Origin of the sequence: Mucilaginibacter sp. KACC 22063 (assembly GCF_028736115.1) — a bacterium.
In the GTDB taxonomy this organism is placed as follows: Bacteria; Bacteroidota; Bacteroidia; order Sphingobacteriales; family Sphingobacteriaceae; genus Mucilaginibacter.
Window position 1 is genome coordinate 1,719,514 of sequence record NZ_CP117877.1, and the last position, 26,219, is coordinate 1,745,732.

Annotated in this window: 28 protein-coding genes and 1 tRNA gene; 8 read left to right on the forward strand and 21 right to left on the reverse strand. The window is 42.7% G+C overall.

What is annotated here, in order from left to right:
- Positions 1 to 55: 55 nt before the first annotated feature.
- Entirely contained in the window at positions 56 to 811 is a 756-nt protein-coding gene (locus PQ461_RS07550; protein ID WP_274302913.1) for an SGNH/GDSL hydrolase family protein, read from the reverse strand.
- 127 nt (positions 812 to 938) lie between these two features.
- On the opposite strand from PQ461_RS07550, the gene PQ461_RS07555 reads away from it, so the two are divergent.
- Positions 939 to 1,982 carry a quinone-dependent dihydroorotate dehydrogenase gene (locus PQ461_RS07555; RefSeq protein ID WP_274302915.1) on the forward strand — a complete coding sequence of 348 codons (1,044 nt, stop codon included), beginning with the start codon at positions 939 to 941 and terminating at the stop codon, positions 1,980 to 1,982.
- A 44-nt stretch (positions 1,983 to 2,026) separates the two neighbouring features.
- Here the strand turns inward: PQ461_RS07555 and PQ461_RS07560 are convergent, their stop codons facing one another.
- The 3 genes from PQ461_RS07560 to PQ461_RS07570 form a co-directional block, all read right to left on the reverse strand.
- Positions 2,027 to 2,200, reverse strand: coding sequence for a spore protein (locus PQ461_RS07560; RefSeq protein ID WP_274302918.1), 174 nt, complete (start codon positions 2,198 to 2,200; stop codon positions 2,027 to 2,029).
- A 30-nt stretch (positions 2,201 to 2,230) separates the two neighbouring features.
- A tRNA-Cys gene (locus tag PQ461_RS07565) sits at positions 2,231 to 2,301 on the reverse strand.
- A gap of 47 nt (positions 2,302 to 2,348) precedes the next feature.
- Complete coding sequence (locus PQ461_RS07570) at positions 2,349 to 3,098, reverse strand: TrmH family RNA methyltransferase (protein ID WP_274302921.1); 750 nt, start codon at positions 3,096 to 3,098, stop codon at positions 2,349 to 2,351.
- Between PQ461_RS07570 and tamL the strand changes: the two genes are divergently transcribed.
- Positions 3,089 to 5,455: a translocation and assembly module lipoprotein TamL gene (gene tamL, locus PQ461_RS07575; protein WP_274302924.1), complete on the forward strand. Its 2,367-nt coding sequence runs from the start codon at positions 3,089 to 3,091 to the stop codon at positions 5,453 to 5,455. The genes PQ461_RS07570 and tamL overlap by 10 nt on opposite strands.
- Positions 5,456 to 5,476: 21 nt before the next feature.
- On the opposite strand, the gene PQ461_RS07580 is transcribed toward tamL, so the two are convergent.
- From PQ461_RS07580 to PQ461_RS07590, 3 genes are all read right to left on the reverse strand, one after another.
- The gene (locus PQ461_RS07580) at positions 5,477 to 6,010 is read right to left on the reverse strand and encodes a hypothetical protein (protein ID WP_274302926.1); all 534 of its coding nucleotides are present in this window, start codon (positions 6,008 to 6,010) and stop codon (positions 5,477 to 5,479) included.
- 63 nt (positions 6,011 to 6,073) lie between these two features.
- A complete protein-coding gene (locus PQ461_RS07585) occupies positions 6,074 to 6,592 on the reverse strand; it encodes a TspO/MBR family protein (protein ID WP_274302929.1) in 519 nt (172 codons plus the stop codon).
- A gap of 2 nt (positions 6,593 to 6,594) precedes the next feature.
- Positions 6,595 to 7,047, reverse strand: a complete 453-nt coding sequence (locus PQ461_RS07590) for a ferritin-like domain-containing protein (protein ID WP_274302931.1) — start codon at positions 7,045 to 7,047, stop codon at positions 6,595 to 6,597.
- 110 nt (positions 7,048 to 7,157) lie between these two features.
- Between PQ461_RS07590 and PQ461_RS07595 the strand changes: the two genes are divergently transcribed.
- Positions 7,158 to 8,675, forward strand: coding sequence for a serine hydrolase (locus PQ461_RS07595; RefSeq protein ID WP_274302934.1), 1,518 nt, complete (start codon positions 7,158 to 7,160; stop codon positions 8,673 to 8,675).
- Here PQ461_RS07595 and PQ461_RS07600 read toward each other — a convergent pair.
- From PQ461_RS07600 to PQ461_RS07660, 13 genes are all read right to left on the reverse strand, one after another.
- Positions 8,672 to 9,862: a molybdopterin molybdotransferase MoeA gene (locus PQ461_RS07600; protein ID WP_274302937.1), complete on the reverse strand. Its 1,191-nt coding sequence runs from the start codon at positions 9,860 to 9,862 to the stop codon at positions 8,672 to 8,674. The two genes, PQ461_RS07595 and PQ461_RS07600, sit on opposite strands and share 4 nt — an antisense overlap.
- 1 nt (position 9,863) lies before the next feature.
- Entirely contained in the window at positions 9,864 to 10,964 is a 1,101-nt protein-coding gene (locus PQ461_RS07605; RefSeq protein ID WP_274302939.1) for a HesA/MoeB/ThiF family protein, read from the reverse strand.
- A gap of 3 nt (positions 10,965 to 10,967) precedes the next feature.
- Complete coding sequence (gene moaA, locus PQ461_RS07610) at positions 10,968 to 11,960, reverse strand: GTP 3',8-cyclase MoaA (RefSeq protein WP_274302942.1); 993 nt, start codon at positions 11,958 to 11,960, stop codon at positions 10,968 to 10,970.
- A gap of 3 nt (positions 11,961 to 11,963) precedes the next feature.
- Positions 11,964 to 12,374 carry a molybdenum cofactor biosynthesis protein MoaE gene (locus PQ461_RS07615; RefSeq protein WP_274302945.1) on the reverse strand — a complete coding sequence of 137 codons (411 nt, stop codon included), beginning with the start codon at positions 12,372 to 12,374 and terminating at the stop codon, positions 11,964 to 11,966.
- Positions 12,375 to 12,376: 2 nt separating this feature from the next.
- Positions 12,377 to 12,616, reverse strand: a complete 240-nt coding sequence (gene moaD, locus PQ461_RS07620) for a molybdopterin converting factor subunit 1 (RefSeq protein ID WP_274302947.1) — start codon at positions 12,614 to 12,616, stop codon at positions 12,377 to 12,379.
- Positions 12,617 to 12,665: 49 nt separating this feature from the next.
- Positions 12,666 to 13,505: a sulfate/molybdate ABC transporter ATP-binding protein gene (locus PQ461_RS07625; protein ID WP_274302950.1), complete on the reverse strand. Its 840-nt coding sequence runs from the start codon at positions 13,503 to 13,505 to the stop codon at positions 12,666 to 12,668.
- Entirely contained in the window at positions 13,502 to 14,182 is a 681-nt protein-coding gene (gene modB, locus PQ461_RS07630) for a molybdate ABC transporter permease subunit (protein WP_274302952.1), read from the reverse strand. The genes PQ461_RS07625 and modB overlap by 4 nt, the downstream gene beginning before the upstream one ends.
- On the reverse strand, positions 14,182 to 14,931 hold the full coding sequence (modA, locus tag PQ461_RS07635) for a molybdate ABC transporter substrate-binding protein (RefSeq protein ID WP_274302956.1): 750 nt from the start codon (positions 14,929 to 14,931) through the stop codon (positions 14,182 to 14,184). Before modA ends, modB begins: the two co-directional genes overlap by 1 nt.
- 4 nt (positions 14,932 to 14,935) lie before the next feature.
- Positions 14,936 to 15,445 carry a molybdopterin-dependent oxidoreductase gene (locus tag PQ461_RS07640; protein WP_274302958.1) on the reverse strand — a complete coding sequence of 170 codons (510 nt, stop codon included), beginning with the start codon at positions 15,443 to 15,445 and terminating at the stop codon, positions 14,936 to 14,938.
- 33 nt (positions 15,446 to 15,478) lie between these two features.
- Positions 15,479 to 17,533 carry a DNA ligase D gene (gene ligD / locus PQ461_RS07645; protein ID WP_274302961.1) on the reverse strand — a complete coding sequence of 685 codons (2,055 nt, stop codon included), beginning with the start codon at positions 17,531 to 17,533 and terminating at the stop codon, positions 15,479 to 15,481.
- A gap of 99 nt (positions 17,534 to 17,632) precedes the next feature.
- Positions 17,633 to 18,013, reverse strand: a complete 381-nt coding sequence (locus PQ461_RS07650; protein ID WP_274302964.1) for a response regulator transcription factor — start codon at positions 18,011 to 18,013, stop codon at positions 17,633 to 17,635.
- 167 nt (positions 18,014 to 18,180) lie between these two features.
- Complete coding sequence (locus PQ461_RS07655; RefSeq protein WP_274302967.1) at positions 18,181 to 18,831, reverse strand: START domain-containing protein; 651 nt, start codon at positions 18,829 to 18,831, stop codon at positions 18,181 to 18,183.
- A 70-nt stretch (positions 18,832 to 18,901) separates the two neighbouring features.
- On the reverse strand, positions 18,902 to 19,117 hold the full coding sequence (locus PQ461_RS07660; protein ID WP_274302969.1) for a hypothetical protein: 216 nt from the start codon (positions 19,115 to 19,117) through the stop codon (positions 18,902 to 18,904).
- A gap of 195 nt (positions 19,118 to 19,312) precedes the next feature.
- Here PQ461_RS07660 and PQ461_RS07665 point away from each other — a divergent pair, with 195 nt between their 5' ends.
- Together PQ461_RS07665 and PQ461_RS07670 are read left to right on the forward strand one after the other, a co-directional pair.
- A complete protein-coding gene (locus PQ461_RS07665; RefSeq protein ID WP_274302971.1) occupies positions 19,313 to 20,185 on the forward strand; it encodes a class I SAM-dependent methyltransferase in 873 nt (290 codons plus the stop codon).
- A gap of 106 nt (positions 20,186 to 20,291) precedes the next feature.
- Entirely contained in the window at positions 20,292 to 21,932 is a 1,641-nt protein-coding gene (locus PQ461_RS07670) for a carboxylesterase/lipase family protein (RefSeq protein WP_274302974.1), read from the forward strand.
- Positions 21,933 to 21,975: 43 nt separating this feature from the next.
- Here the strand turns inward: PQ461_RS07670 and PQ461_RS07675 are convergent, their stop codons facing one another.
- Entirely contained in the window at positions 21,976 to 23,298 is a 1,323-nt protein-coding gene (locus PQ461_RS07675; protein WP_274302976.1) for an amino acid permease, read from the reverse strand.
- Positions 23,299 to 23,662: 364 nt separating this feature from the next.
- Here PQ461_RS07675 and PQ461_RS07680 point away from each other — a divergent pair, with 364 nt between their 5' ends.
- The 3 genes from PQ461_RS07680 (at position 23,663) to PQ461_RS07690 (ending at position 26,202) form a co-directional block, all read left to right on the forward strand.
- Entirely contained in the window at positions 23,663 to 24,904 is a 1,242-nt protein-coding gene (locus tag PQ461_RS07680; RefSeq protein ID WP_274303991.1) for a DEAD/DEAH box helicase, read from the forward strand.
- A gap of 139 nt (positions 24,905 to 25,043) precedes the next feature.
- Positions 25,044 to 25,841: a HipA family kinase gene (locus PQ461_RS07685; protein ID WP_274302979.1), complete on the forward strand. Its 798-nt coding sequence runs from the start codon at positions 25,044 to 25,046 to the stop codon at positions 25,839 to 25,841.
- Positions 25,819 to 26,202, forward strand: coding sequence for a DUF3037 domain-containing protein (locus PQ461_RS07690; RefSeq protein WP_274302981.1), 384 nt, complete (start codon positions 25,819 to 25,821; stop codon positions 26,200 to 26,202). The genes PQ461_RS07685 and PQ461_RS07690 overlap by 23 nt, the downstream gene beginning before the upstream one ends.
- Positions 26,203 to 26,219 lie beyond the last annotated feature (17 nt).

Here is a 26,219-nt window from a genome sequence, read left to right on the forward strand (position 1 = left end):
AAAAGGATAAATATTACTCGGTAACTGGCATTAGACAACCGGCAACAAACATCAACTATCCTTTCACCACTTCCAGCCATGCCTGGGCCATCATATGGGCTCCTGCAACATTAGGGTGTACGCCATCGGTTGTCCAGTAGCTTCCCGGAGCAACTTCAAGGGCTTTATCAAAAATTGATTGGTAGGGGATAAATACGGCATCGTATTGAGTGGCAATCTCGCGGGCTGCTGTGCGGTATTCGTCAAACGCAGGGTACCACTTATCGTCTACTGCTTTTACGCCTTTAAGTGCAAACGGCTCACCGATGATCAGTTTTACATTTGGCAGTGCCTTCATGGTGCGGTCAAGCAGGGCTTTGTAATCGGTCCGGTATTTATCAACGGTGCCGGTGTAGCCACCACTTAGGGTGTGCCAAAAATCATTAACGCCAATGAGTATGCTTAAAACGTTTGGTTTAATATTTAAACAGTCGTTGTCCCAGCGTTCGGCTAATTGATAAACTTTATTCCCGCTGATGCCGCGGTTCCAAACCTGCAAACCTTTGTTTGCATACTTATCTAATAACCCGGCACCTGTAAAATATGCATAACCAGTACCTAACATGCCAAAGGTATTAGGCGTATTCTCTTTTTTATCACGTCCCCAGTCGGTTATCGAGTCACCCTGAAGCAATACAATGCTGTTGTTATCAAGCGTGATTTTTTTCTTACCACGTTCCGCAGCAAAGGCAGAAGAAATGATATTAGGTATAGCTGTTGAAGCAATAACTGCAGCAGCGGTTTTGGTGATGAAATTACGGCGGTTAGTCATGGGGTTATGGTTAGTAGTTCATAGGTTTTGGTTCAGATTACGCTAATCATAAACCGGCAACAGCAACGAATATAAATATTGTTTTGTAAGATAAAAGCCTGAAACTAAAAATGGATAACTTTGCGCCATGTATCAGTTGATAAAGCCACTCCTTTTTAAGTTCGATCCTGAAAACGTACATCACTTTGTTGTAAAAAATCTTCGTCGCTTCAATAAGTTCCCTGGCGGTAGTGCAATAAGCCGTTCCCTTTGGCAGGTGGACGATCGGCGTTTAGAACGCGAAGTGTTTGGACTGAAATTTAAAAACCCTGTTGGGCTGGCTGCCGGTTTCGATAAAAATGCCGAATACATCAGTGAAATGGCTAACCTTGGTTTTGGCTTTGTTGAAGTTGGAACGGTAACACCGCTGCCACAACCAGGTAATGATAAGCCAAGGATGTTTCGCCTGCCTGCTGATGGAGCGCTGATCAACCGCATGGGCTTTAACAATAAAGGCGTGGATATGGCTGCTGCGCGCATAGCAGAATGGCGTAAAAACCGCCCGGCTGTACAGCAAGGCGTAATGATTGGTGGTAACATTGGCAAAAATAAAAATACAGCTAACGAAGATGCTGTAAATGATTATATCATCTGTTTTGACAGGCTGTTTGATGTGGTCGATTATTTTGTGGTGAATGTTAGCTCACCCAATACGCCGGGCTTACGCGCATTGCAGGATAAAAAGCCTTTGACTGAAATTTTAATGGCACTGCAGCAACGGAATAAAAAAAACGGTATCCGTCGACCATTGCTTTTAAAAATAGCCCCGGATCTTACTAATGAGCAGTTAGACGATATTATTGAAATAGTTGCCGAAACAAGGATTGATGGCATTATTGCAACCAATACTACCATAAGCAGGGAAGGGTTGCATTCGCCGGAGAAGATAACTAAAGAAACTGGCGGATTAAGCGGAAAGCCATTGACTAAAAGATCAACCGAGGTGATACGCTATCTTTCAGAAAAATCAAACCGTGCATTTCCAATAATAGGCGCGGGGGGCATCCACTCAGCCGAAGATGCGATAGAGAAATTAAACGCTGGTGCCTCATTAATACAATTATACACCGGCTTTATATATGAAGGCCCCGGTTTGATAGGGCGGATCAACAAAAAAATCCTGTCGGTATAAACCAACAGGATTTTTTTATGAAACAAAGATCTTAAAAGGTAAAATTATTTACCAGCCAGTTTAGCTAAAACTTCGTTGTTTTTCTCGATCTGGCTCTTTTTTGGCTCTGCTGAACGGCTGCCTAACTCTAAGTTAGTAGCAAGTTTCAAGAATTGTACCTCTAAACGAGATACGGTTTTATTTCTTCTGTCTTTTCTTTTTAAACGTGTAACACCCATGGTATTAAATTTTTTAATTATCCCCTGATGAGGTCGGAAGCGGATTCGAACCGCTGTAAAAGGTTTTGCAGACCTCTGCCTAGCCACTCGGCCATCCGACCATTTTTTAAGGAATGCAAAAATAGTAATTATTTGTTGACAGGCAATTTTATTTCAATGTATTTCTGGATATTTCTGAACAAAAAATGGCAGTAGCCATAGCAACGTTCAAAGATTCTGCTTTGCCAGCCTGCGGAATAGTGACCGGAGTATTTATAATGTGCTCTGTTTCAGGTCGTATACCATTGCCTTCATTTCCCATCACTAATATCGCTTCATGGCCAAAATTGGTATTATAAATATTTTGCCCATTGAGCAAAGCGCCGAAAATAGGCAGGTTTAAGTGCGGTAGAACGTCCGGCAAATTAGTATAATGAATATTTACCCTTGATAAAGAACCCATGGTTGCCTGCACAACTTTAGGGTTATAAGCATCAACCGTATCTTCAGAGCAGATGATATTACCGATTCCGAACCAGTCTGCGGTACGGATAATAGTACCCAGATTGCCCGGATCCTGCACGCCATCAAGCGCCAGAGAAAACTTTTTGTGCAATAAATTGTAATTTAGCTCGGATTGTAAAGGGATTTTTACAAGAGCAAGTACCCCGGGCGGTGTTTTAAGACAACTGATTTTTAACATTTCAGCCGCAGAAATTTCCTGAAAATTTATTTTTTTAGATAAATTCAGCAATTTTGGGGCAAACTCGGGCAAGTGGTATATGATGTCGGTTTCGTAATGCGATTGTGCAAATTCTGTAACCGATTTATATCCCTCAACTATAAATAATTGATGTTGCCAGCGGTATTTTTTATGTTGTAAGGAAGTTATTAAACTGATTTGAGATTTTGAAAGCATATATCAAGCCCGCGGGTTTACGATTTACAATATTAACTATTTTAACGCTGCTTTTGCTTTCGGCATGTAGTTTAACACGCAAGCTTAAAGATAACCAGGCGTTGGTTAGGCATGTAAAAATAAAGGGTGTTGATAAGGAATTCGACGAAGCCGCTTACCTGTACATAGATAAGGCACAGCAGCCCAATAACTGGCTCAACCTGCAATTTTACCTCACTTTTAGTAAAAACGGGAAAAGAAATATCGGCGAGGCTCCATCAGTTTTGGATAGCAACCTGGTAGAGTATTCGCGACTGCAAATACAGAAATTTTTACGCAATAAGGGCTACCTTAAAGCAAAGGTTACCGATTCTGTAGCGATTAAAAATAAAAGGGCATCGCTTACTTTTACTGCAGAAGAAGGGCCGCTTTTTCACATCAGGAAATTTCAAGACAGTATAGCCGACCCTAATGTGCGTAAATTGTATCGTACCAACAGGTCGGTGTTTTCACACATACAGCCGGGTGGCAGGTTTGATACAGACAGCCTGGCTTATGACCGCGATGAGTTCTACCTGGTAATGCGCCGTAACGGTTATTTTGATTTTGTAAGGCCTTACATCACGTTTAACTATGATTCTACCTTTAACGCAAGTGTGGTAGATTTAAAGGTAATTATAAGTAATCCCATAGGTAAGGCATCGCACCCGGTATACACCATTAACAATACATTCATCTCAGTTACCAACAGCAATGGCAGAACAACTGGCAAGGCGGATACTGTGCAGGTTGATTCGCAATTGAGGTTTGTTGACTATTCGCATAAATTCAAACCAAAAATCGTTAAAACCTACACGTTTCAGAAAAAAGGTGAGTTGTATGATGTTGATAAACAAACGCTTACTACATCAAGGCTGTCAGAGCTGAATGTGTTCAGGAACGTACCTAACCCAACATATACCAAACTGCCGGATAGCACGCACCGGCTGGACGTAAGGCTTGATATGATTCCGTTAAAACAGATGACTGACAGGGTAGAGGGAGAGGTGCTTTTTAGCGGCGGCAGGTACGGGTATAATATTGGTAATACCTTTACCAACAGAAACCTGTTTAAAGGTGCTGAAATATTGCAAATAAAAACAAACTGGAGTATCCTCTTTGATAATAACCGCAACTCGGCCAATTCAGGCGGTATAGAAAATCAGGATTTTAAAATTGGAGGTAGTTTAAGTTTTCCGGGTATTATATCTCCTTTTAAACTGCCTGTTCTGGGTAAATACGGTGTGCCTCATACTACGTTTTCATCAAACTATGAGTTATTTTATCAAAAGGACCTGGTAACTCGCCAAAGCTGGATCAACTCGCTTACCTATGACTGGGCGGAGACTTCTCGCAAGCTGCATAGTTTTACGCCAATCAGCATTGAGTTTTCAAGGGGTACTATTGTAGATTCAGCCAGAGCGGCTTTAGAGCGTTATAACAGGTATTCATACATTTACTTAATCGGCCGTACAGTATTTACTTTAGGTAGCCAGTACACCTACCAGCTAAATGCCAATAAGCTCAATTCGCTTGATGACTTTACCTATTTCCGTGGCTTTATTGATCTGGGTGGCAATACACTTAGCCTGGCAAGTAAATTGCTGAATTTCCCGAAAGATACACTCGGGCAGCGTAAGTTTTTAGGATATACGTTTTCACAATACACCAAACTGGAGGGAGATATAAGGTGGTACAGGCATTTGGGCGGCGAACAGCAGCTGATACTGCGTGTTAACCCCGGTATTGGTATACCTTATGGCAACAGCAGGCAACTGGTTTTTGAAAAGAACTTTTATGCAGGCGGTGCAAGCGATATGCGTGCCTGGCTGCCACGTACCCTTGGGCCGGGGCAATTTAACAGGGCTTCTTTTTACAATAATTCCAGCGATTTGAACAGGTTTAAATACCTGGACCAGTTTGGGGAAATCAAATTTATTTCCAATGCCGAGTACAGGTATAAGATTGCTAACGACTTTTTTGGCTCGAAGCTAAAGGGCGCGTTTTTTGCTGATTTTGGTAACGTTTGGCGATTAAATGATTCTACCGCAAGATCAGAAAACGGATCGGCTGCTATATTCAAATTCAATAACTTTTTCAAATCATCAGCTATGGATATAGGTGCAGGGTTCCGTTTAGACCTTACCTTCTTTGTGTTCAGGCTTGATGCCGCATTCAAATTTAAAGACCCACAATTCAGCGGTTCAGATCAGTGGGTGATGCTTAATCACTTTGGTGAACTGTTTAGCCACGGCACATTTAAAGACAATTACTACCGTGATAACCAGGAACGCTATCATTACATGCAGCTCAATTTTGGTATTGGCTTGCCGTTTTAAATAAGATCATAAAGCCTGCTGCTAAAACAGATGCCTTAAACCATCAAAAATGCTTTCGAAAAAGGTTGGAATGCTTAATCCGTTGTGGTAGTTGAAGTATAAGAAAATGCAGAAAATGATTACTGCAAAGATGATAAAGCGCTTAAACACGTAAGCGATAATCACTAATCCAACAGGTATAATCAATAACAACATCCAGCTAATGTGTAGCAAGGTAAGGTCATGTCCATGCTTATAAACATAATATAGCATGCCATAGGTGCCTTCGTCATTACGATGCTTGGCATATATGAAGCTTGATTTCTGGATCTTATGATGATAAAAGGCGGTACCCTTATCAAACTTTAACGTATCCTCAAATCCGTTGATGGTAAAAATGAAACTCCCGCTTACTCTTTCATCAATGTTTTTAGCAGTATCGGTGGCAACAATGGCAATCTCATCAACAGCAAATGGATTTGACTTAGCCATAAAATTGGTGATTGCTACGTTTTCGGCGTAACTGAAGCGTACCGCTAAAAGCAGTAGCGCAGTAAACAGAAGTTTAATTTTCATTGATTTTTGTGATCAGAAATTACTGTTAAAAGTAAATAAAAATTAATTATTGCAACCAGGGGGTTACAAAACTGGAGGGTTAGGATTAAAGGTCAAAATGGCAAGATTGAGTATGGTAGCATAACTCACCCAAATTAAATAAGGCACCAGTAGCCATGCTGCTGTTTTACTGTATTTGCTAAATGCAATGATGTTCAGGATGATAAATATCCATAATATAATGATATTGATGAGTCCGCCCAATATCTGATGCATACCGAAAAATACAATAGACCAGGAGAAATTAAGCATTAATTGTATGGCATAAATAACCGATGTTTTTTTAAAATCGGTACGCGTAAAACGACGCTTCCAGACAAGATAGGCACTTGTGGCAATGAGGATGTATAACGTTGTCCATGCAACCGGGAATACCCAGTTAGGCGGGGTAAATGAAGGTTTAAGCAACAAACGATACCATACAGGTATTTGTGTACGTGTAAAGTAAGAAGCAACCATACCTATAAAAAGCGTTATCCCAAGGCTTATAAAAAAAGCCCCGGGTTGAAAACGCTTTACATTTTTAGCATCAGTGATCTGCATTTTTAATTGAGTTTGCGATGTTCTCCCTCCACGTAAAATAAAGCATCTTTTATCAATTTTAAATGCCTTTCTAACACTAATCTTTGCTCGTCTGTAAGCCAGTTGTCGTTCAGTTCGGTTTGATAAGCATTAACGGCAGCCTGGTCGCCGGTAATACACTCTTGTAAAACGGCTTTATTGTCGTTACTGGTCACGGCTGTTTTAATATCAATCCATGCACGGTGCAATGCGCCCACCGGGCCACCGCCCTGGTCTGCTTCATAGCCGGTTTTATTAACCAAGGTGCGCAGGTCGTGCGCAAACTCAGCACGCTCTGCCGCATACCTGATAAACGAAGCTTTTAAAACCGGGTCTTTGGCGTGTTCGGCAGCGGTTGAATAACCGTGCTGGCCATCGGTTGCAATTGTTATTAAATGATTTAACGCTGCAATATTTCTTTCTTGTGCGGTTTCCATAATGGTAAATGTTTAGTTAGATTACAAAGAAAGACCCGTATTGGTTTAATAGATTTTCTTTAAAGTACACTAATGCCTATTTTCGCCACATAACTACTGCTACTCAAAGTATGAAGAAATTAATGGTAGCTGCATTTGCCAGCTTATTATCTGTAACCGCTTTTGCGCAACAGCCCACATTTATTACAAACGATTTAGATACCTATGTTAAGCAAGGCTTAAAGGACTGGAACCTGCCCGGGCTTGCCATTGCCGTTGTTAAAGATGGCAAAGTAGTGGTAATGAAAGGTTATGGCGTGAAGGATGTTAAAACCAATGAGCCGGTAACCGAAAATACTTTGTTTATGATTGCCAGTAACAGTAAACTGTTTACCGGCACGGCATTAGCACAGTTAGAAGCAGAGAAAAAACTTTCATTGGATGATAAGATCAGTAAGTATTTCCCGGGTTATAGTTTGTATGATCCTAATACAACTGCGTTGGTAACCATTAAAGATATGCTTAGTCACCACCAGGGAACAAAAACATTTCAGGGTGATTTTACTTTCTGGAACTCGACGTTATCTCGTCAGGAGATTATGAACAGGATGAAACTGTTAAAGCCGGTTTATGAGTTCAGGCAGAACTTTGGTTACTGCAACAGCTGTTTCTTAACCGCCGGTCAGGTGATTGAAAAGGTAAGCGGTAAACCCTGGGAGCAGTACGTTCAGGACAATATTCTTACCCCGCTGGGCATGACGACAACCCACCCGTTGAGCAGCCAGATTGCGACCTACAAGGAAGCATCAAAACCATACACCACCAGTTTTACAGGCAAGCTTACCGAGCTGCCTTATGATAACGTAGATAACCTTGCACCGGCAGGCAGCATTATCAGTAATGTTAAAGATATGGCTAAATGGTTAACTATGCAGCTGGATAGCGGTAAGTTTGAGGGCAAGCAAATTATTCCGTGGACGGCTGTTCGTAAAACACGCGATGAGAACACCGTACTCAGCAGCCGTTTGTCGCCACGTTACCCACAGCATTTTCAAGGGTATGGATTAGGCGTATTCGAAGCAGATTACAATGGCAAGCAGATCTTCTGGCATACTGGTGGCGCAGACGGTTTCGTAACCAATACCTGCTTTGTACCTGAAGAACACCTGGCTATTACTATTTTAACCAATAATGATAATCAGAGCTTTTTTGAGGCTTTACGTTACCAGATATTGGATGCGTACTTAGGTGTGCCGTATGTTAACCGAAGCGAACAAGCTTTAAAAGGTTTCCGCCAGGAAATGGACGAAACGGTGAAGAAAACCGAAAGCATGCAGCAGCGTGTTAAAGGGCAGTCGCCTGAATTACCGTTAAAAGCTTATGCAGGGATTTACACCAATGAGCTTTATGGAAAAATCGAGATCGTACCCAATAAAAAAGACCTGCTGATTAAGTTTGGTTCACATAAATACCTGACAGCTACTGTGCAGTACATGGACAATAATGAGTGGCTGTTGACTTATAACAATCGTGCTTATGGTATTTTCCCTCTTAAATTTAAAACAGAGAACGGCAAGGTAGTATCAACCGAAATAAAGGTGAACGATGGATTGGAGTACGATCCTTACACTTTTACCAAAGCCAACTAATTTAAAAGCAATAGGTCGAAAGGTTCATCTGTGCCAAATTCTTGCCTGTCGGCCGGGAAACTCACGATGGCTTCTGTATGAGCAAGGCTTATTAAATCGCCGGAGGTAGAATTACTGATAGGTGAAGCCTTTAATAAGCCTGCTTCAAAACTCAGCGTTACCAGCATGTGATAGGTGAGCTGCGGTTTAAAAGATACAGGACGGCTCAAAAATGCTTTGGCCGTCTTTTGTTTTTTGCCGATACAGGCATATAACCACTCACGGAAATAAAGCTGGTAGCATACAAACGTGGAGATAGGGTTACCGGGAAATGCAAATACAAGTGCTTCGTTGGGCATCACGCCAAATAAAAACGGCTTGCCTGGGCGTTGTGTAATGCCATGAAAGATGGTTTGCATGCCTAACTGCTTTAATACATTGGGCAGGTGATCAAACTTGCCTTTAGATACCGCACCCGACAGCATAATCACATCGTTAGATTGTACCAAGGTACTTAGCTGCGCCAGCATAGTTTGCGGATCATCGGCTATGTGATAGCGTTGTGCTTCAATGCCTTCTTGTTGCAGTTCAGCTAACAACATGTAACTGTTTGATTGCCTGATCTGGTGCGGAAGTGGTTGCTGATCAATCTCAACTAATTCATCGCCTGTGGCGCAAACGGCAACAGTAGGCAGCCTTTTTACTCTTACTTTTGTCAGCCCGGCTGCGGCTAAAAGCCCTGTAATTGCAGGAGTAATGGTTGTATCTGATTTGATTAAAATATCGCCTTGCTTACTGTCATTGCCTTGTGGATGAATGTTTTGAAAGACAGTTATTACATCGCTTTGAACTTTTGCAATTCCGCTGGTAATCTCACAAAGCTCATATTGAATCACAGCATCGCAACCAATGGGTAACATAGCCCCGGTCATCACTTCAAGGCAATTTAGCGGATCTTTAAGTGTTTGTTGCTCTTGTCCAGCTGCCTGTATGCCTTCAATCTTAAACTCGCGTTTGCCGGTTTTAAATGCTTCGCTGCTAATGGCTATCCCATCCATCGTTACGCGGTTAAAAGGTGGATAGTCACGGTCGGCGCTCACATCCTGGGCAAGGATACGGCCATTAGCATTAAGCAAATCAACATCATGCGCGCCAAAATCGCGCACCTGCATGTTTATCAGTTGTAAAGCTTTGGCTACGGAAATCATTTTAAGCGTTTTTAGGTTCGATGATAAATTGATCGCCAAGTTGATCAAACCAGGTTTCAATGCCGCCAATAACATTATATACTGTTGCATCTGGCTTTGCTTTGCTGATGACCTGTACCGCTCTGCTACTACGGCCACCAATTTCGCAAATGGTAATTATTGGTAAGTTATCCGGAAGCTCATCAGCCTTGTCATTTAACATCGATAGCGGTATGGATACAGAATCTTGTAAATGCTCTTGTGTAAACTCTTTTGCTTCTCGTACATCAACCAGCAAAAATGGCTTATCTGAGGTATACCATTCAAAAAGTTCATCAACTGTTAAACTGCCAGTAAAACCTGCTGAAGGTGTATCGTAGTCGGCTTGCAGCGATCTTATTGCTTTTTTATTTGGATCAGCTTTCAGTTTTATTTTGAGTTGCTCGTCATTATTAAAATCAAAAATTTGCAGATAGCCAGATAATGTTTTGCCAAGGCCGATAATAACTTTAACAGCTTGTAATGCCTGCTGGCAGCCAATAATCCCCGGAACAACACCTAAAACACCGGCTTCGTTACAGTTTGGTATTTCATTGCTTTGCGGCAATTCCAGGTAAACGCAGCGATAGGTAGGCCCATTATCATAATTAAAAACGCTTACATGCCCTTCCATTTGCTGAATAGCGCCATATACAAAAGGCTTGTTAAGTATTACGCAGGCATCGTTGATGAGGTAGCGGGTACCGAAATTGTCGCTGGCATCAATCACCAGATCGTAGCCTTTAATGGTATCAAGTGCATTGGCAACGCTAAGAAAGTAAGGATGACCCTTAAATATAATAGTACTGTTGAGCGCCTTAAGCTTAGGCAAAATGGCATCTGTCTTTAGCTGGCCTACTTCATTCTCGTTATAGATCACCTGGCGGTGCAGGTTGCTGAGACTTACCTTGTCGCCATCCATGATACCAATAGTGCCAACGCCCATGCCTGTAAGGTATTGCAGCGCAGGTACGCCCAAGCCACCCGCACCAATCACCAACACTTTAGCATCAGCAAGTTTTTGCTGTGCTTCATTTCCAAAGCCGTTGACTTGTAACTGCCTGCTGTAACGGTTCTCTGCCATTGATTACCCCCCTAAAACAGACATGGATGTGTGAATAGATTGCCGGCTTGCTGCTTCTGCAGCAAAGCCATCGCGTTCACGTTTGGCTACGGCGTTCAGTATGATCTGTTCCAATTCTTCGCCGCTTGCACCAGAGCGTATAAGGTCTCGCAGGTTTGCAGCCGGAGCGCCGTACAAACAAGTGCGCAATTCGCCTGTAGCAGATAACCGTATACGGTTACAGGTGCCACAAAATGTACGGCTGAATGATGGTATAATGCCGAAACTACCTTTATAACTCGCTATCTGGTAATTTACAGAAGTGGAGTTAGCTTCGCTGATGATCTTATTGATGCGATTATAATGAGCAGCAATGTGCTCGTAAATCTTAGTATGATCCCAGCCTGTATAGCCCGAAGTTTCAGTGCCATTAAAAGGCATTTCTTCCAAAAAGCGAACAGCTATTTGATGGTCTTTAGTTAGTTCTATGAAAGGAATGATATCCTCTATATTTTTATTTTCGGCTACTACACAGTTCAGCTTAATATCGAAACCATTGTCGAGCATTTGCATAATGCCGTTATAAACTGTATCAAAGCTGTCGCGGCGGGTAATGTAATGGAAGCGTTCGGCATTTAACGAGTCAAGGCTTATATTGATCTTGCTGATACCCATATTTTTCAACGCTGCCTGGTGCTGAGTAGTAAGGGTGCCGTTGGAGGTGATAACGATCTCGTTAAGGCCATCCAGCTTACTTAGTTTATCCAAAAACGGGATGATGCCATTGCGAACAAAAGGTTCGCCGCCCGTGATCCGGATTTTGTCAACGCCCAAGCCAACAAACAAGGCTGATAGGCGGTACATTTCATCAAATGAAAGGAGTTGGGACCGTTTGGCAAAGTCGATCCCTTCTTCAGGCATACAGTAATAGCACCTGAAATTGCAGCGGTCGGTAACCGAAAGCCGCAGGTAATTCAGCCGCCTGCCGTATTGATCAACTAATAAACTTTCTCTCATTTGTTATGGATGGGCATTAACCCAAACGCTGTTATCTTCGTAATATTCTTTTTTCCAGATCGGTACCGTCTTTTTCAGTTCATCAATCAAAAATTGACAGGCCTCAAATGATGCCTGGCGGTGTGCAGATGATACACCGGTAATCACTACAGCCTCGCCCGGTTGTTTTGCGCCAAGTGCATGTATGATTAATACCTTATAAAGCGGCCATTGTTGCTGTGCAACCAAGGCGATTTTCTCAAGTTCTTTAATGGCCATCGGTTCATACGCTTCAAACTCCAATTTTAAAACAGCTTTGCCTTTTGTATGATTTCGTACCGTGCCTACAAACAGGTTAACAGCACCTGCTTCTTCTGTTTCCAGGTAAGCATAAGCCTCATTAATATCTATATTTTCAACCAGGCGGATCAGCATTATTATCCTCCGCTTACTGGTGGTATCAAAGCAATTTCACTGTCGGCATGCAAAGCAATCTCGTCACTGGCATATTCACTGTCAACGGCTACAGCTAATGAGCTTAATTGCTGCATAGCCGGATATTGTTGGCCTAACCAAGTTTTTAGCTGGCTTACCGAACTGATATTTGCATCAGCAGGTACAGTCAATTTTTGTTTGCCTGTAATATCGCGCGTGATCCCGAAAAGCAGTATTTCCATAGATTATACCTGTTGAACAAATATAGGCAATGTAGGTTTTAATCCGGGTTTATGGCAGCAAAGAATTACCCGGGTATGTTAATTGAATCTTGTCGCCCGGCTTCCAATTGTTGTTGGCAGGTACAGTAATTAATTGGTTGTTAATCAGTACTTCAGCCAAGCCGCTGTTTAAACTAATTATCACTCCGGTAAAGATTAATTTATTGTCGTCATTTTTTATGGCGAAAACATCAACCGGATGGCCAGACTGGCTAATAGTGCCTGTATCAATACAAATTACATTTTTAGCCAGGCTGAATATTTCGTCTTTATCATGGCTCACAAGTAAACCGGTAAAGCGATATTCCTGATGCAATTGCAATAGTTCCTGCTGTATCAGCAACCTGGTTTCGTGATCCACAGCCGACAGCGGTTCATCCAGCAATAGTAACTGTGGTTTGCGCATCAGCGCTCTTACCAAAGCTGCTCTTTGCTGCTGACCACCGGATAAAGCAGAAGGCTTATGATCTTGAAAACCACTTAATTGTACAATTTTAAGCAGATGCTCAATTTGCTGATGATCCGGACTTTTACCTGCTGCGAAGATCATGTTCTCCTTCACTGTCATATTAGGGAACAGGGCGTAATCCTGAAAAACAAAGCCAATATTTCGCTTTTGGGGTGGCAGGTTGATGCGTTTTTCACTGTTGAACCAAACTTGCCCATTTACTTCGATGTAACCTTCATCCGGTTTTATTAAACCGGCAAGCATTTTTAGTAAGGTTGTTTTGCCAGCCCCCGATTCACCATACAAGGCGGTGATTTGCTGATCAGGAATTTCGGCATCAATTAACAGGTTAGTAGATCCGCCTGCAAGGTTCAGCTTTTTTGAAATGTTGATCCTGATCATAAGGCAAACCTGTTTTTTACCAACCGTTTATTGATGAGATAAACCAACAGCAAAATCAAAAAAGATGTAACCAGCAGTATGGCCGAGTAAATATGTGCCGAATGGAAATTTAAAGCCTCGGCCTCGTTATAAATGGCGATGGATGCAACTTTGGTTACGCCCGGCAGGCTTCCGCTAATCATCAGTACCAAACCAAACTCGCCCAGCGTATGTGCAAATGCCAGTACAATACCGGTTAGCAATGCCGGGCGAATGTTGGGCAACAATACTTTAAAAAAGGTCTCTGATTTGCTTTTGCCTAATGTCCATGCGGCTTGTTGCAGGCTGGCTGGTAAGGCTTCTAATCCGCCCTGAATAGGGTGAACCATAAATGGCAGGCTATAAATCACCGAACCGACAACCAGTCCCGGAAAAGTAAATATTAACCTGATATTGAACCAGCTTTGCAGCCAGCTACCAAACACATGTGCAGGACTAAGCGCAATGAGCAAATAAAAGCCAAGTACCGAAGGGGGTAACACCAACGGCAAACTAATAAGCGCCTCGAAAAACGGTTTTATTTTAGAACGGCTTTGGGCCAGCAATGCAGCCATAGGCAAACCGATGGTAAGCAGGCAAACAGTAGTTACAGATGCCAGTTTAAAGGTAAGCCAGAGTGGTTGCAGGTCAATATCCATTACTTATATCCGTAAGCTTTTAGAATTTTACGCGCCTTTGGGCCGAAAAGAAAAGTATAAAACCTTTGAGCACTTTCCAGGTTTTTGCCTGAAGATGATTTAAGGATAACTATGCCTTGTGCGATGGGCTTATACAGTTTATCATTCACCGGCACCCATTTTCCCTTCCCTTGCTGCTGCGGATCAAGCACGATGGATTTTGCCGTAAATGCAACTTCAGCAGCGCCACTTAAAAGGTACTGGTTTACCTGTGCAATGCTTTCGCCATATACGATTTTGCCTTTCAGCTTATCCGTCAAATTGAGTTTTCCTAATGCTTGTAAGGTAGCTTCGCCATAAGGTGCAAGCGATGGATTGGCTATAGCTATTTTATTAACGGCATTTTGTTGCAGGTCGGCAGGCTGCGACAGCTTTAAACTTTTATTCAGCATCCACATAATCAGCTGGCCGTAAGCGTAAATGCGTGGCTGCTCAAGCGTGAGGTTTTTATCAGCTAATTCCTGTGGGTATTTCATATCAGCCGACAGGAATACATCAAACGGCGCGCCTTGTTCTATTTGTGTAGTTAACTTACCCGATGAGCTTACAATCAGATCGGCATCAACGTTGGTTTCCTTTTTAAATTCTTCTGCTAACTTTTGCGACACAAACTGGGCATTGGCTGCAACGGCTATCCGTAATTTCTGAGCATTTGCAGAGAAAGCAAAAGATAAGAAGGCGCAAAGAGTAATCAGCTTATTTAATCGCATAGGTTTAATCTTTTGCAGTTTGTACATCAATCTCGTTTACTTCGCGTACCCAACGTCCCCATTTCTTTTCACCGGCGATAATGACCTGGTAAGGACCTGTTTTATCATCAAGCGGTTTGCCATCTACCTTATCGGCAAGTATAATTTGTTTATCGTTAAACTCATTACTGATCTCGGCCATGGCAATTACAGCGCGGTAGCCGTCTGCTGCTTTAACAAGGATGTACCTTGCCAGTGCTTTACCGCGCAGCTGATTGTTCGGGATGCCGCCCGCTTCGGTTATAATATCAGATAACAGTACGCCTGTATATTTATGTGATTTGCCATCGTGTCCGGTCGCTTTTACAGATACCTGTTTAGCTTTTTGCAGCCATGCCGAAGTGATAGTGAAAGGCTTTTCAACTTCTCCGCCAACTTTTACATTTTGTTTTGAACCAAAGTTGGTAGCTGTTTGCGCATTTGCTGAAAGTGCAAAAGTAAGTGCAGCGGCTAATAAAAAGGCGTTTTTCATCATTTAGTTATGAATGCAAATTAAGTATAATAGGTGCTACTTTATTGTAGTAATGCTAAATATCTCTTTGGCTTTCTTTACTGTTTTCTCCAGATCAATGCCTTTCCCTAAAACCCCGGCAAACAGATCGCCTTCTGATTTAACGCGCTCTATCGAATTGTGTATGTTAAACTGCCGCATGGTTAAGCCGGGCTTTACCTCGTCCCAATGTAAAGGCATGGAAACGGTTGCACCTGGTTTAGGCCGCAACGAGTAAGGACAGGCAAGTGTAGCGCCCGGGCGGTTCTGTAAAAAGTCGAGATACATTTTGCCTTTGCGGTTGGCAATCATCCGTTCAACGCTGGTATAATCAGGTATTTGTTTGTGTACAATGTTGACGATCATACGCCCAAACATCTGCGATTGATCGTAATCATATTTAGCAGCCAGCGGGATATAAATATGCATACCTGTTGAACCCGACGTTTTGCACCAGCAGGGTACATCAATGGCATCAAGTACTTTTTTAACTTCAAGGGCAGCTTCAATTACCTGTTCAAATGTGTTTTTATCCGGGTCGAGGTCAATTACGCAATAATCTGGGTTATCCGGCGACTGCACCCGGCTAAACCATGGATTCATTTCTATGGCGCCGAGCGATGCCATGTATAGCAAGCTGTATTCATCTGTGCCCACCAGAAACTCTTTATGCTCACCATCGCTCGTGGTGTAAGGGAATGTCTCTAACCAGTCGGGTGCCTTGTCTTTCAAGTTCTTCTGGTAAAAGTGCATGCCGTTTATACCATTAGGAAAACGATTTAGCGATTGTGGCCGGTCTTTAAGATAGGGCAATATGTAAGGCGCAACCTGGTAGTAATAGTTCAGCATATCACGTTTGCTGATACCATCCTCAGGCCAGTAAATTTTGTTAAGATTATTGAATTTGAGATCGTGTCCGTTAATGCTACGCACCTGCGAAGCATCTTTAGGATTCAGCAGCGTTTTGCGGGTTTTGGCTTTAGGGGCTTCAATTACTTTTTGCTTTGAAAGCTCGTGGTCATCGGCGATCACTTGTTTTGTAGCGTCAGGAATTTCTAAAACTACCTCGCGGGCATCTTTATCTTCACGTAAGCCTTTGAATGAGGCATGCCGCATAATGTTATCTCTGGTCATTTGCCTGAAGGCAACCTCACCAACCATTACAGGCTTAACCCAGGTTGCAGTAGCTTTAGGCGGGTTAGGCCTGAAACGTGACGGCTTGTTGAAATCTGGTACTACAGGGAAAGGGCATTCCTCAATTTCCAGTGGCTTTAATTTCTCCACAATCTCATTTTGCAGCTTATCACTGAAACCAGTGCCCACTGACCCGATATAAATAAATACGCCGTTATCAAATACCCCCATTAACAAGGCGCTGAATTTTTTCCGGCTGTTTTCATTATGCGTATAACCGCCTATTACAGCTTCCTGCCTACGCTCTGTTTTAATCTTTAGCCAGTCTTTTGAACGTACATCGGACAGGTACCCACTATTAGCTCGTTTCGCAATAATGCCTTCCAGGCCCATTTTATCGGCTGCAGAAAAAAAGTCGGTGCCACTGGCGTTAAAAACCTGGCTAAGGCGTATCGTATCATCATTAGTTGGCAAAACAGATTTTAGTATTTCCCGGCGTTGTGTGTATGGCAACTCCATCAGATTTTTGCCATCGTACCAAAGCAGGTCGAAAACATAATAGGCAAGTTCGCCATCAGCTTCGCTGCGCCAGCCCTGCAAGCCGTTAAAGTCGGAAACGCCTTTCTCATTCAGTACAATGATTTCACCATCAACCACGGCATTGATCTTCCACTTTTTTAAAGCATTGTAAATCGGATAAAATTTCTCGTTAAATGATTTGCTGTTGCGCGATGAAACCTCAACCTCGCCATTATTAACAAAGCTTAAAGCGCGGTAGCCATCCCACTTAACCTCGTAAACCCAGTCGGGGTCATCAAAAGGCTGATCTACCAGCGTGGCCAGCATAGGTTTTAAACCTATAGGAAACTCAGATTTCGGAGCTTTAGCTAACAATTGATCTGCACCGGATGCAGTTTTGGTGGTAGTTTTTGCAGGCATGCTAATGTTATTTGGTTTAACATTAACATTTGCACACGATTTAAGGTTTGCTTGGCAGTATGCAGGCAACAAATCAGAAAGGGCTAATATTAGATTAATTTAAGCAGATACACTTACACTCAGCAAGTCAGATATGCTGGATTGCAGCACTTCCATATCAAATGGCTTAGCAAGGTATCCGTCAGCTCCGGCTTCACGTGCAAGTTGTTCGCCATTGGTGCGGGCCGACATCATTAATACCGGAATATTTTGCGTCCGCCCCATACGTTTTAGCTGCTTGCAAACCGTTACGCCGCTGTGGCCTTCCATCATTATATCCAGTAAAACCAGGTCTGGTTGTGCTTTTACAGATTCCATTACCGAAGTGCCGTCATATACAAACAGAACCTCGTAACCTGCATAATTTAATATGCTGGAAATTGAATCAACAATAGCTGTGTCGTCATCAGCTACGAGTATGGTTTTGTGACGTGTTTCCATAAGAAATTCTGTATTAAAGTTAATAATCAGGCCCTTGAAAAAATAAAACGCTATGTCGTGTTATGATATTACGCAGATAACATTTTTTAACAAATAACGGGCGGTTAATTGAAGGAGCGTGTTACAATATACATCATTAGTTTATTAATTGCAAATTTTGTTTCCTTCTAATTAATAATATATGCTAATTGCTGATGCTGATACGCCGGTTTTTGCAGCTCTTTTTTTAGCGCTTTAAACATTTGCATAGGGCCCTGGGCGGCAAACATATTGATTAGCCATGCCGGTACATTACCACCCGGATCAAGCGATAGGGTATACTCTACTTTTAGGCGTTTGTCGCTAACAGGTTCAATAATCCATTTACCAGCCGACCTGGGTACGCGCACTATATTTGGTTTTGCAGGTACATAATCAGGAATACAGGGGGCGTCAATAATAACCGTATGGTTTTGTTGGTTTTGCTTTACTGTAATGTGCGAGATAAAATCGCGGTTTTGCGCTGGCCAAGGCACTTCAACCTCAGAATAATAATATAATTCAGACGGCGATACCTGTTTAAGTACAGTAGCCGATTTGGTATGATAAGCCCAGTTAACGCTGTTTTTGATATCCATTATAATAGCTACAAACTGCGATAGCGTAGCATCCACCTCGCAATTAACCTTTATAGCCTTGAAGTTAGAGTTAGGCTCCGAGCGCATGTAAACTTTAATCCCTTCCTCTTCAGTTTTAAGTTTCCAATCGCTTTGTGCAAATGCTGCAGTGTTTATAATTAAAACCGATAAAAATAGTAAAGCTTTTAGTTTGATACCCATAATAAAGTTAATGGGCACTAAGTAAGCTAATAACTGTGCATCAAATGTCAGTGGTAAGTATTGTTACCAGCTATCTGTTATTTTTTGACGTAGCGAAGATAATTATCCCGCCAATGAGTAAAATCCCGCCAAGATAAGGTGGCCATGCAACGGTGTGCTGTTTATCTGCTGATACCTGCAACGGGCCGGCATCAATTACCTTTTCTTTCTTAGTGTAGGTAAAGCCCGTCCATATTAGCATCACTACACCTGCAATAATTAATACCAATCCGACTGTTTTTTTCATTTCTATAAAAGCTCATCATTATCATAAATGTTTTTGTAATTATTTAAAAGAGTGATGATTATAAATGGCTATTGCGAATTTTAAAGTAATATTATGTAAGTATTATCAAAATAGTTAAAAATTAACTTAATGATTAAACTTATTTAAAAATTTGCCGTATAAGTCAGCGTTAATTAGATTGATAACAAGATACCTATGATCACTAATATTGCCCCGCTTTTAAAAGACGGGTATGAGCCGAAAATCAACGACACTTATTATGAGTTTCCCATCCTTGGGAAATCACAATCGCTCGAAGCGAATGCTTATTACTTCGGCCATGCTGAATGGGCCGAGGAATACCTAACCTATTGCCACAGGGAAGATACATTTAAAAGCAGATGGAGTGCAGCGATGGGGCCGCTTACCGGTAAAACTGTGATAGATATAGGTTGTGGTCCGGGTAATATTTTTGCCAACTTCGATGAAAAGCCTGAAAAATTAATTGGTGTTGATGTGGCGCCGGGATCTTTAAAATTCGCATCAAAACAAGGTTACACCACCGTTTTGGCAGACGCTAATCACTTGCCTTTTAAGTCAGATATTGCTGATGTGGTAACCCTGAATGCCACATTGCACCATACCGATAATATGGCTTCTGTTTTAAAAGAAGCAGCTCGTTTGGTTAAACCGGGAGGTGTGTTAATTACAGATCATGATCCGCAGCGCAGTGCATGGGATTATAAAGGCATAGCCATGCTGCTATGGAATGCACGTACATGGTATTACAGGATAATTGGGCACAGTTTCCATAAATCCAGCGAACAGCAAAAATGGGGTTTAGCCTGCGAAACACATCACAAACCTGGTGACGGTGTAACGCACGAGCTTTTTAACAGCATATTAAAGCCAATGGGTTTTGAGGTGAATGTGTACCCGCATAACCATGATTTAGGTGCAGAAATATTTGAGGGTAAACGAGGCAGGGCCGAAAAGAAGTACCGTATGGGTAACTTGTTATCTGGGCGCAACCCCGACGCTTCCAAAAGCGCGCTCACATTAATGTGCGTTGCACGTAAACTTGCGTAACATTATTGGTTGGTATTTGTAGTTATCATTTGAGAAAACTATTATTGTATCAAACAGACACAATGGAAATTTGTGCTTGTTACTAAACCAACCAATAAGCCTCTTGATGAAAACATTACGAAATTATTTGCTGATCTGCACGCAGCTGTTGTCTGCTGCAGTAATGGCACAAGCACCCGCCTTGCAGGTTAAAACGGCCAATGGTGTTCTTGAAGGTGTGAAATCTGCTGAAACCGGTATCCGCATGTTTAAAGGAGTACCGTTTGCACAACCACCCGTTGGCGATTTACGCTGGCGCGAACCGCAGCCTGTAAAAAACTGGGATGGCGTACGTAAAGCTGATCATTTTGGTCCGCGGGCGATGCAAAAACCGGTATTTGGCGATATGGGTTTCCGTTCTGATGGTTTAAGCGAAGACTGCCTTTACTTAAATGTATGGACACCAGCCAAATCAGCAAATGCACACCTGCCGGTGATGGTTTACTTTTATGGCGGTGGCCTTGTTGCAGGTGATGGCTCTGAACCAAGATACGACGGCGAGAGCATGGCTACAAAGGGGCTTGTTGCGGTTACCGTAAATTATCGTTTAGGGGTATTTGGCTTTTTCTCTCATCCCGAGCTTACCAAAGAATCGCCTAATCATGCATCAGGCAATTATGGATACCTGGATCAGAATGCTGCCCTTAAATGGGTGAAACAAAACATCGCAGCTTTTGGCGGCGACCCTGATAAGATCACTATTGCAGGGGAATCGGCCGGGTCAATTTCTGTATGTGCGCAAATGGCCTCGACTTTATCCCGAAACCTGATAGCAGGTGCCATAGGCGAAAGCGGTGCGCCGTTTAACCCAACTTTGTTCCCTGTCCCGTTAGCAGATGGAGAAAAGAATGGAGTGACCTTTGCCGAAAAAGTGGGTGCTAAGTCGCTGGCTGATCTTCGTGCAATCCCTGCCGAGCAATTATTAGATGATTCATACAAACCGGGCATGCCGCCAAATGCAACAGTTGTTGACGGTTACTTTTTAACTAAAGCCCCGATAGATGTTTTCAATGCAGGCGAGCAGGCGCATGTGCCATTATTAGTGGGATGGAATAATGCTGAGATACCTTACATGGCTTTTACACGCGGGCAAGCACCTACTCCTGAAAACTACGCAAAACTGGTTAAGGAAGCTTATGGCGACAAAGCCGATGAGGTGTTAAAACTTTATCCGGGTAAGGATGAAGCGGAAGTAATTAAATCGGCTACAGAATTAGCCAGCGACCGTTTTATCGTATACAGTACCTGGAAGTGGGCCGATCTGCAAGCCGAGACTGGGGGCAAACCTGTTTACCGTTATTTGTTTTCGCACCCTCGCCCGCCAATGAGCGCTAAGATGGGTAATGCTACAGCCGGGCTTGCGGGTGGCGTTATTAAAGGTAATGCTGCTGATGCCAATAAGCCAAAGCCGCCGGTTGCCTTTAATGGTGCAGCTCACGCATCGGAGATTGAATATGCTTTAGGTAATTTAAAAACGAATACAGTTTACGACTGGACTGCTGATGATTATAAGGTATCAAATACCATGGAAAATTACTTTGCCAATTTTGTTAAAACCTTAAATCCAAATGGACCGGGCTTACCAAAGTGGGAAGCGAATACCAAAGGCAGCAAAGTACACTACATGAATATTGATGTAAAATCTCGTCTTGAAGCAGACGGTTACCGCGACAGGTATTTATTTTTAGACAAACAATACACAAAATAAGGCAGGTAAATTTTTCAGGGTCAAAGAAAAGAATCAGGCATCTTTACAGGTGACCTGATTCCTGCTTTTCGTTTCTCTTCCAAACGCTCCAGGCATATAACGGAACGCCTGCCATCAGTAATATAAAGCCGGAAAATACCGAGTTAGGGCCAGCCCCGGCAACTTCCCACAGAATATAAACAAAAGCTAAAATGGCCAATACTATGGCCGATGCTCTTTTGCCATTCATGGTGCTGCTTTTCAGGCTGATAATGGCATAAGCGATGACCGAAAACAGGTAAGCTACCATCATAGTAAATACAGATAGCAGTAGCAGGAACCTGAATTGCTCTACCAATGCCTTTGTATAATTCATCGCCATAAATGACGATACAATAACCCCGCTGATAGCCATACCTATATAGGGCATGCCTTTGCTGTTCTGTTTGCGGAATATGCCGGGAAACAGGCCGTCCTTAGCAATAGCAAATGGCATTTCGCCTTGTAACAATGTCCACCCGTTAAGCGCCCCAAATGCTGCGATGGCAACGCCTGCACTTACCCAATACTTGGCTGATGGGCCAAACATCACTACGGCTGCATCTGCAAATGGTGTAACAGATTGCCTGAGCACATTTGCCGGAATGATGCCCATTACACTTACCGTACCTAAAATGTAAACCAGCGTTGCAATCAGCAAGCCTAATAGTGTGGCTTTGGCAACCGTGTTTTTTGAGTCCTGGATATTTCCAGCCGGTATAGTTGCCGATTCAATACCCACAAATGAGAACATAGTCATGGCAGCGGTAGCTGTAACCGCGCCAAATAGCGACGTATTGGAATTATTGAAAGGGTGAAAGTTTGCAGCCTTTATGAAAAACAAGCCTCCTACGGATATGATAAGTAAGGGGACCAATTTTAAAGCAGTGGTGATAAGTTGCACACTGCCTGACACGGCAACGCCTCTTGTATTAATCCACGTAAGTAACCAGATGGCTGATAAGCCTGTGGCTATTGCAGCTACCATGTTTGTAGCCAGCACCGGGAAAAAAGCACTTAATGCACTTACGAAGGATACCGTTATTGCAGCATTGGCGCATGCCGTTGCCAGATAATAACCCCATGCTACCAGGAACCCTGCGAAGTCGCCAAGCCCGTGCCGGGCATAAGCATATGGCCCGCCGGTGCTGTTAGGTAGTATTCGACTTAGGTTACTAAATACTTTTGCTAAAAAGAATGAGCCGATAGCCGAGAAAACCCAACCTAATAAGCTTACACTACCAAATGTTGCCATCGCTGCAGGCATCAGGAAAACACCGGCACCAATCATGTTGCCAACAACCAGTGAAGTGCTGGTCCACAAACCAATTTTTTGAGTTTTTGCCATTAACAATTATTAACTCTACTTATTAAAGAGAATGTCGTTTAGCCACTTTCCGAAATTCAATGCAAACCAAATGAAAATAGAAAAGATCAAAGTGGTTAATAATGAGCTCATTAAAGTGAGGATAAAAGCAAAGATACCATGTACCTCGGCCCCGCCAAATTTATAAGTGCCAATGTCAAATAGACTTAAAATACTTTCAATCAAAACAAAAGGGGAGGAAGCTAAAATGATATATTTTAGAATGATGTCAAAAGAGTAAGGCTTCATAATATTTAAATCAAACATAATGAAATAATTGTCAGTGGTCGAAATACTTAGAGATAAAGACAATATTAAGTACCTTGCACATTATATAAATAAATACGTGACTTTTAACGACTTTAATTTTAACGAGGGGCTGGCCGAAGGTGTGCGCAGTATGGGATATAAAACGCCAACTGCCATACAACAGCAGGCTATACCAGTTATCATGCAGGGTAAGGATGTGATCGCCTGTGCCCAAACCGGCACCGGCAAAACCGCATCGTACCTATTGCCTGTGCTTAACAATATCCACCATACCGATCAAACACAGATCAGTACATTAATACTTGGGCCAACGCGCGAACTGGTGCAACAAATCGACCAGCAGGTAGAAGGCCTGGCATATTTTGCAGGCATCAGCTCGTTGGCAGTTTTTGGCGGCGGCGATGGTATTGCCTACGAGCAACAACGGAAAGGTATCCTTAATAAAGTAGATATCCTGATTGCTACGCCGGGGCGTTTGATCTCTTTTCTAACCTCTGGTGCCTTGAAACTTGATCATCTGCAGTATTTTGTGTTGGACGAAGCTGACCGTATGCTTGACATGGGTTTCTATAGCGATATTATGAAGATCATTACCTATCTTCCTAAAAAGCGGCAAACACTCTTGTTCTCTGCTACCATGCCGCCAAAGATCCGTACCCTTGCACGTAGTATCCTGCACGAGCCTGAGCAGATCAATATTGCGATATCGCAGCCTGCACAGGGCATTTTGCAGCAGATTTATAAAGTACACGACGAGCAAAAAACGCCTCTGATAGCTACTTTACTTAAAAGCGGGCAGTTTGCAAGTTCTATCATATTTGCCTCAACCAAAGAAAAAGTAAAGGCGCTTACCAAAGATCTTAAAGCCGCAGGCTTAAACGTTGATGCCTTCCATTCCGATATTGAGCAGCGTGAACGGGAGGAGATATTACTTCATTTTAAAAACCGCCAGCTGCCGGTAATTATTGGTACCGATGCTTTATCGCGAGGAATCGATGTAGAAGGTATCGATCTGGTTATCAACTATGATGTTCCGGGTGATCCTGAAGATTATATACATCGTATAGGCCGTACAGCACGTGCTGCTACAACAGGTACAGCTATTACCCTGGTTAATGAGCGCGATCAGCGCCGTTTGGCCAATATTCAGCAGCTAATTGATAAACAGATTGAGGAAGTAAGCTTACCGCCCGAATTGGGAGAAGCTCCAAAGTTTAAGCCTCATTCAAACACCCGTAATAAAGGTCGCAGGCCTACAGGACAAAACCGAAATAAAGGCAAAAAGCCAAACAGGCCAAAGCCATCGGGCACCAAATAATTAGGCAATAAATTTTTTGCTGTTATAAGCTAAGATCCCAGTCGACTAATTACTGATTATAAAATTCAGGATTGGCCTGTTAAATGTATTCGATATGTTTAATGGGCCTTATTTATTAATTTGCCGCTTTATTCAAGATATGAGTTTTATTAAACCCGAGCTACGTACGGTAAATGTGATCCGTTATGTAACGCCACTGCGCGAGGGTGGTTCTTTGCCTGCCATTGCAGAGGCAGATGATGAGTTCCTGTATGTGCTTAAGTTCCGCGGGGCAGGGCAGGGCGTTAAGGCGCTCATTGCTGATCTGATAGGAGGTGAGCTGGCACGCGTTCTTGGTTTTAAAGTGCCCGAAATAGTTTTTGCTAATCTTGATACTGCATTCGGACGTACTGAGCCGGACGAGGAAATACAGGACCTGCTTAAGGCAAGCGTAGGTTTAAACCTGGCTAACCATTACCTGTCAGGCGCCATAACCTTTGATCCGGTGGTTACCCGTTTGGACGGTTTATTAAGCTCGCAGATCGTTTGGCTTGACTGCCTGCTGACCAATGTTGATCGTACTGCACGTAACACTAACATGCTGATATGGCATAAAGAACTATGGCTGATAGATCATGGAGCCTCGTTATATTTTCACCATTCATGGGTAAATTGGGAAGAGCAGGCGAAGCGCCCATTCGTTCAGGTGAAAGACCATGTGTTGTTGCCATACGCTACAGAATTAGAGTCTGTTGATACGGAATTCAAAAAGGTACTTACACCAGATGTTATCGAAGCCATTGTAAGCCTGGTGCCTGATGATTGGTTGCTGGCTATGGGGCAGGATGGTAAGCCCGAAGATCTGCGTAAGGTATATGCACAGTTTTTAAATATCCGCATTGCGGCGTCAGAAATATTTGTAAAAGAAGCACAACATGCAAGAGAAACATCTATTTGAGTACGCTGTAATACGTGTTGTGCCAAGGGTAGAACGCGAAGAGTTTATCAATGTTGGGGTAATCCTTTATTGCAAGCAGGAAAAGTTTTTACAGATCAAATGTGCTATTAAAGCAGATAGGTTATTAGCGCTTTGCCCGGATATAGACATCGATGAGTTGAAATGCCACATGGATGCCTTACAGCAAATTTGCCAGGGAACACAAGCAGGCGGACCGATAGCCAAACTGGATGCCCCTTCTCGGTTTCGATGGATAACCGCAACCCGAAGTACAGTGGTACAGGCATCAAAGGTTCATCCGGGCTTATGCATCAGTGCATCAGAAACACTGGAGAAGCTGTATGAGCAGTTGGTAGATTAATACTTAAACAGGATAAA

Bases quoted from the DNA above. Each gene is read 5' to 3' on its own strand.
- moaD (WP_274302947.1), bottom strand. From the start codon at position 12,616: ATGGAAATACTGCTTTTCGGGATCACGCGCGATATTACAGGCAAACAA.
- modA (WP_274302956.1), bottom strand. From the start codon at position 14,931: ATGCGATTAAATAAGCTGATTACTCTTTGCGCCTTCTTATCTTTTGCT.
- ligD (WP_274302961.1), bottom strand. From the start codon at position 17,533: ATGCCTGCAAAAACTACCACCAAAACTGCATCCGGTGCAGATCAATTG.
- PQ461_RS07655 (WP_274302967.1), bottom strand. From the start codon at position 18,831: ATGGGTATCAAACTAAAAGCTTTACTATTTTTATCGGTTTTAATTATA.
- PQ461_RS07550 (WP_274302913.1), bottom strand. From the start codon at position 811: ATGACTAACCGCCGTAATTTCATCACCAAAACCGCTGCTGCAGTTATT.
- PQ461_RS07690 (WP_274302981.1), top strand. From the start codon at position 25,819: ATGCAAGAGAAACATCTATTTGAGTACGCTGTAATACGTGTTGTGCCA.
- PQ461_RS07580 (WP_274302926.1), bottom strand. From the start codon at position 6,010: ATGAAAATTAAACTTCTGTTTACTGCGCTACTGCTTTTAGCGGTACGC.
- PQ461_RS07675 (WP_274302976.1), bottom strand. From the start codon at position 23,298: ATGGCAAAAACTCAAAAAATTGGTTTGTGGACCAGCACTTCACTGGTT.
- PQ461_RS07660 (WP_274302969.1), bottom strand. From the start codon at position 19,117: ATGAAAAAAACAGTCGGATTGGTATTAATTATTGCAGGTGTAGTGATG.
- PQ461_RS07640 (WP_274302958.1), bottom strand. From the start codon at position 15,445: ATGATGAAAAACGCCTTTTTATTAGCCGCTGCACTTACTTTTGCACTT.
- PQ461_RS07590 (WP_274302931.1), bottom strand. From the start codon at position 7,047: ATGGAAACCGCACAAGAAAGAAATATTGCAGCGTTAAATCATTTAATA.
- PQ461_RS07650 (WP_274302964.1), bottom strand. From the start codon at position 18,013: ATGGAAACACGTCACAAAACCATACTCGTAGCTGATGACGACACAGCT.
- PQ461_RS07595 (WP_274302934.1), top strand. From the start codon at position 7,158: ATGAAGAAATTAATGGTAGCTGCATTTGCCAGCTTATTATCTGTAACC.
- PQ461_RS07600 (WP_274302937.1), bottom strand. From the start codon at position 9,862: ATGATTTCCGTAGCCAAAGCTTTACAACTGATAAACATGCAGGTGCGC.
- modB (WP_274302952.1), bottom strand. From the start codon at position 14,182: ATGGATATTGACCTGCAACCACTCTGGCTTACCTTTAAACTGGCATCT.
- PQ461_RS07570 (WP_274302921.1), bottom strand. From the start codon at position 3,098: ATGCTTTCAAAATCTCAAATCAGTTTAATAACTTCCTTACAACATAAA.
- PQ461_RS07585 (WP_274302929.1), bottom strand. From the start codon at position 6,592: ATGCAGATCACTGATGCTAAAAATGTAAAGCGTTTTCAACCCGGGGCT.
- PQ461_RS07670 (WP_274302974.1), top strand. From the start codon at position 20,292: ATGAAAACATTACGAAATTATTTGCTGATCTGCACGCAGCTGTTGTCT.
- PQ461_RS07615 (WP_274302945.1), bottom strand. From the start codon at position 12,374: ATGCTGATCCGCCTGGTTGAAAATATAGATATTAATGAGGCTTATGCT.
- moaA (WP_274302942.1), bottom strand. From the start codon at position 11,960: ATGAGAGAAAGTTTATTAGTTGATCAATACGGCAGGCGGCTGAATTAC.
- PQ461_RS07665 (WP_274302971.1), top strand. From the start codon at position 19,313: ATGATCACTAATATTGCCCCGCTTTTAAAAGACGGGTATGAGCCGAAA.
- PQ461_RS07685 (WP_274302979.1), top strand. From the start codon at position 25,044: ATGAGTTTTATTAAACCCGAGCTACGTACGGTAAATGTGATCCGTTAT.
- PQ461_RS07560 (WP_274302918.1), bottom strand. From the start codon at position 2,200: ATGGGTGTTACACGTTTAAAAAGAAAAGACAGAAGAAATAAAACCGTA.
- PQ461_RS07605 (WP_274302939.1), bottom strand. From the start codon at position 10,964: ATGGCAGAGAACCGTTACAGCAGGCAGTTACAAGTCAACGGCTTTGGA.
- PQ461_RS07625 (WP_274302950.1), bottom strand. From the start codon at position 13,505: ATGATCAGGATCAACATTTCAAAAAAGCTGAACCTTGCAGGCGGATCT.
- PQ461_RS07555 (WP_274302915.1), top strand. From the start codon at position 939: ATGTATCAGTTGATAAAGCCACTCCTTTTTAAGTTCGATCCTGAAAAC.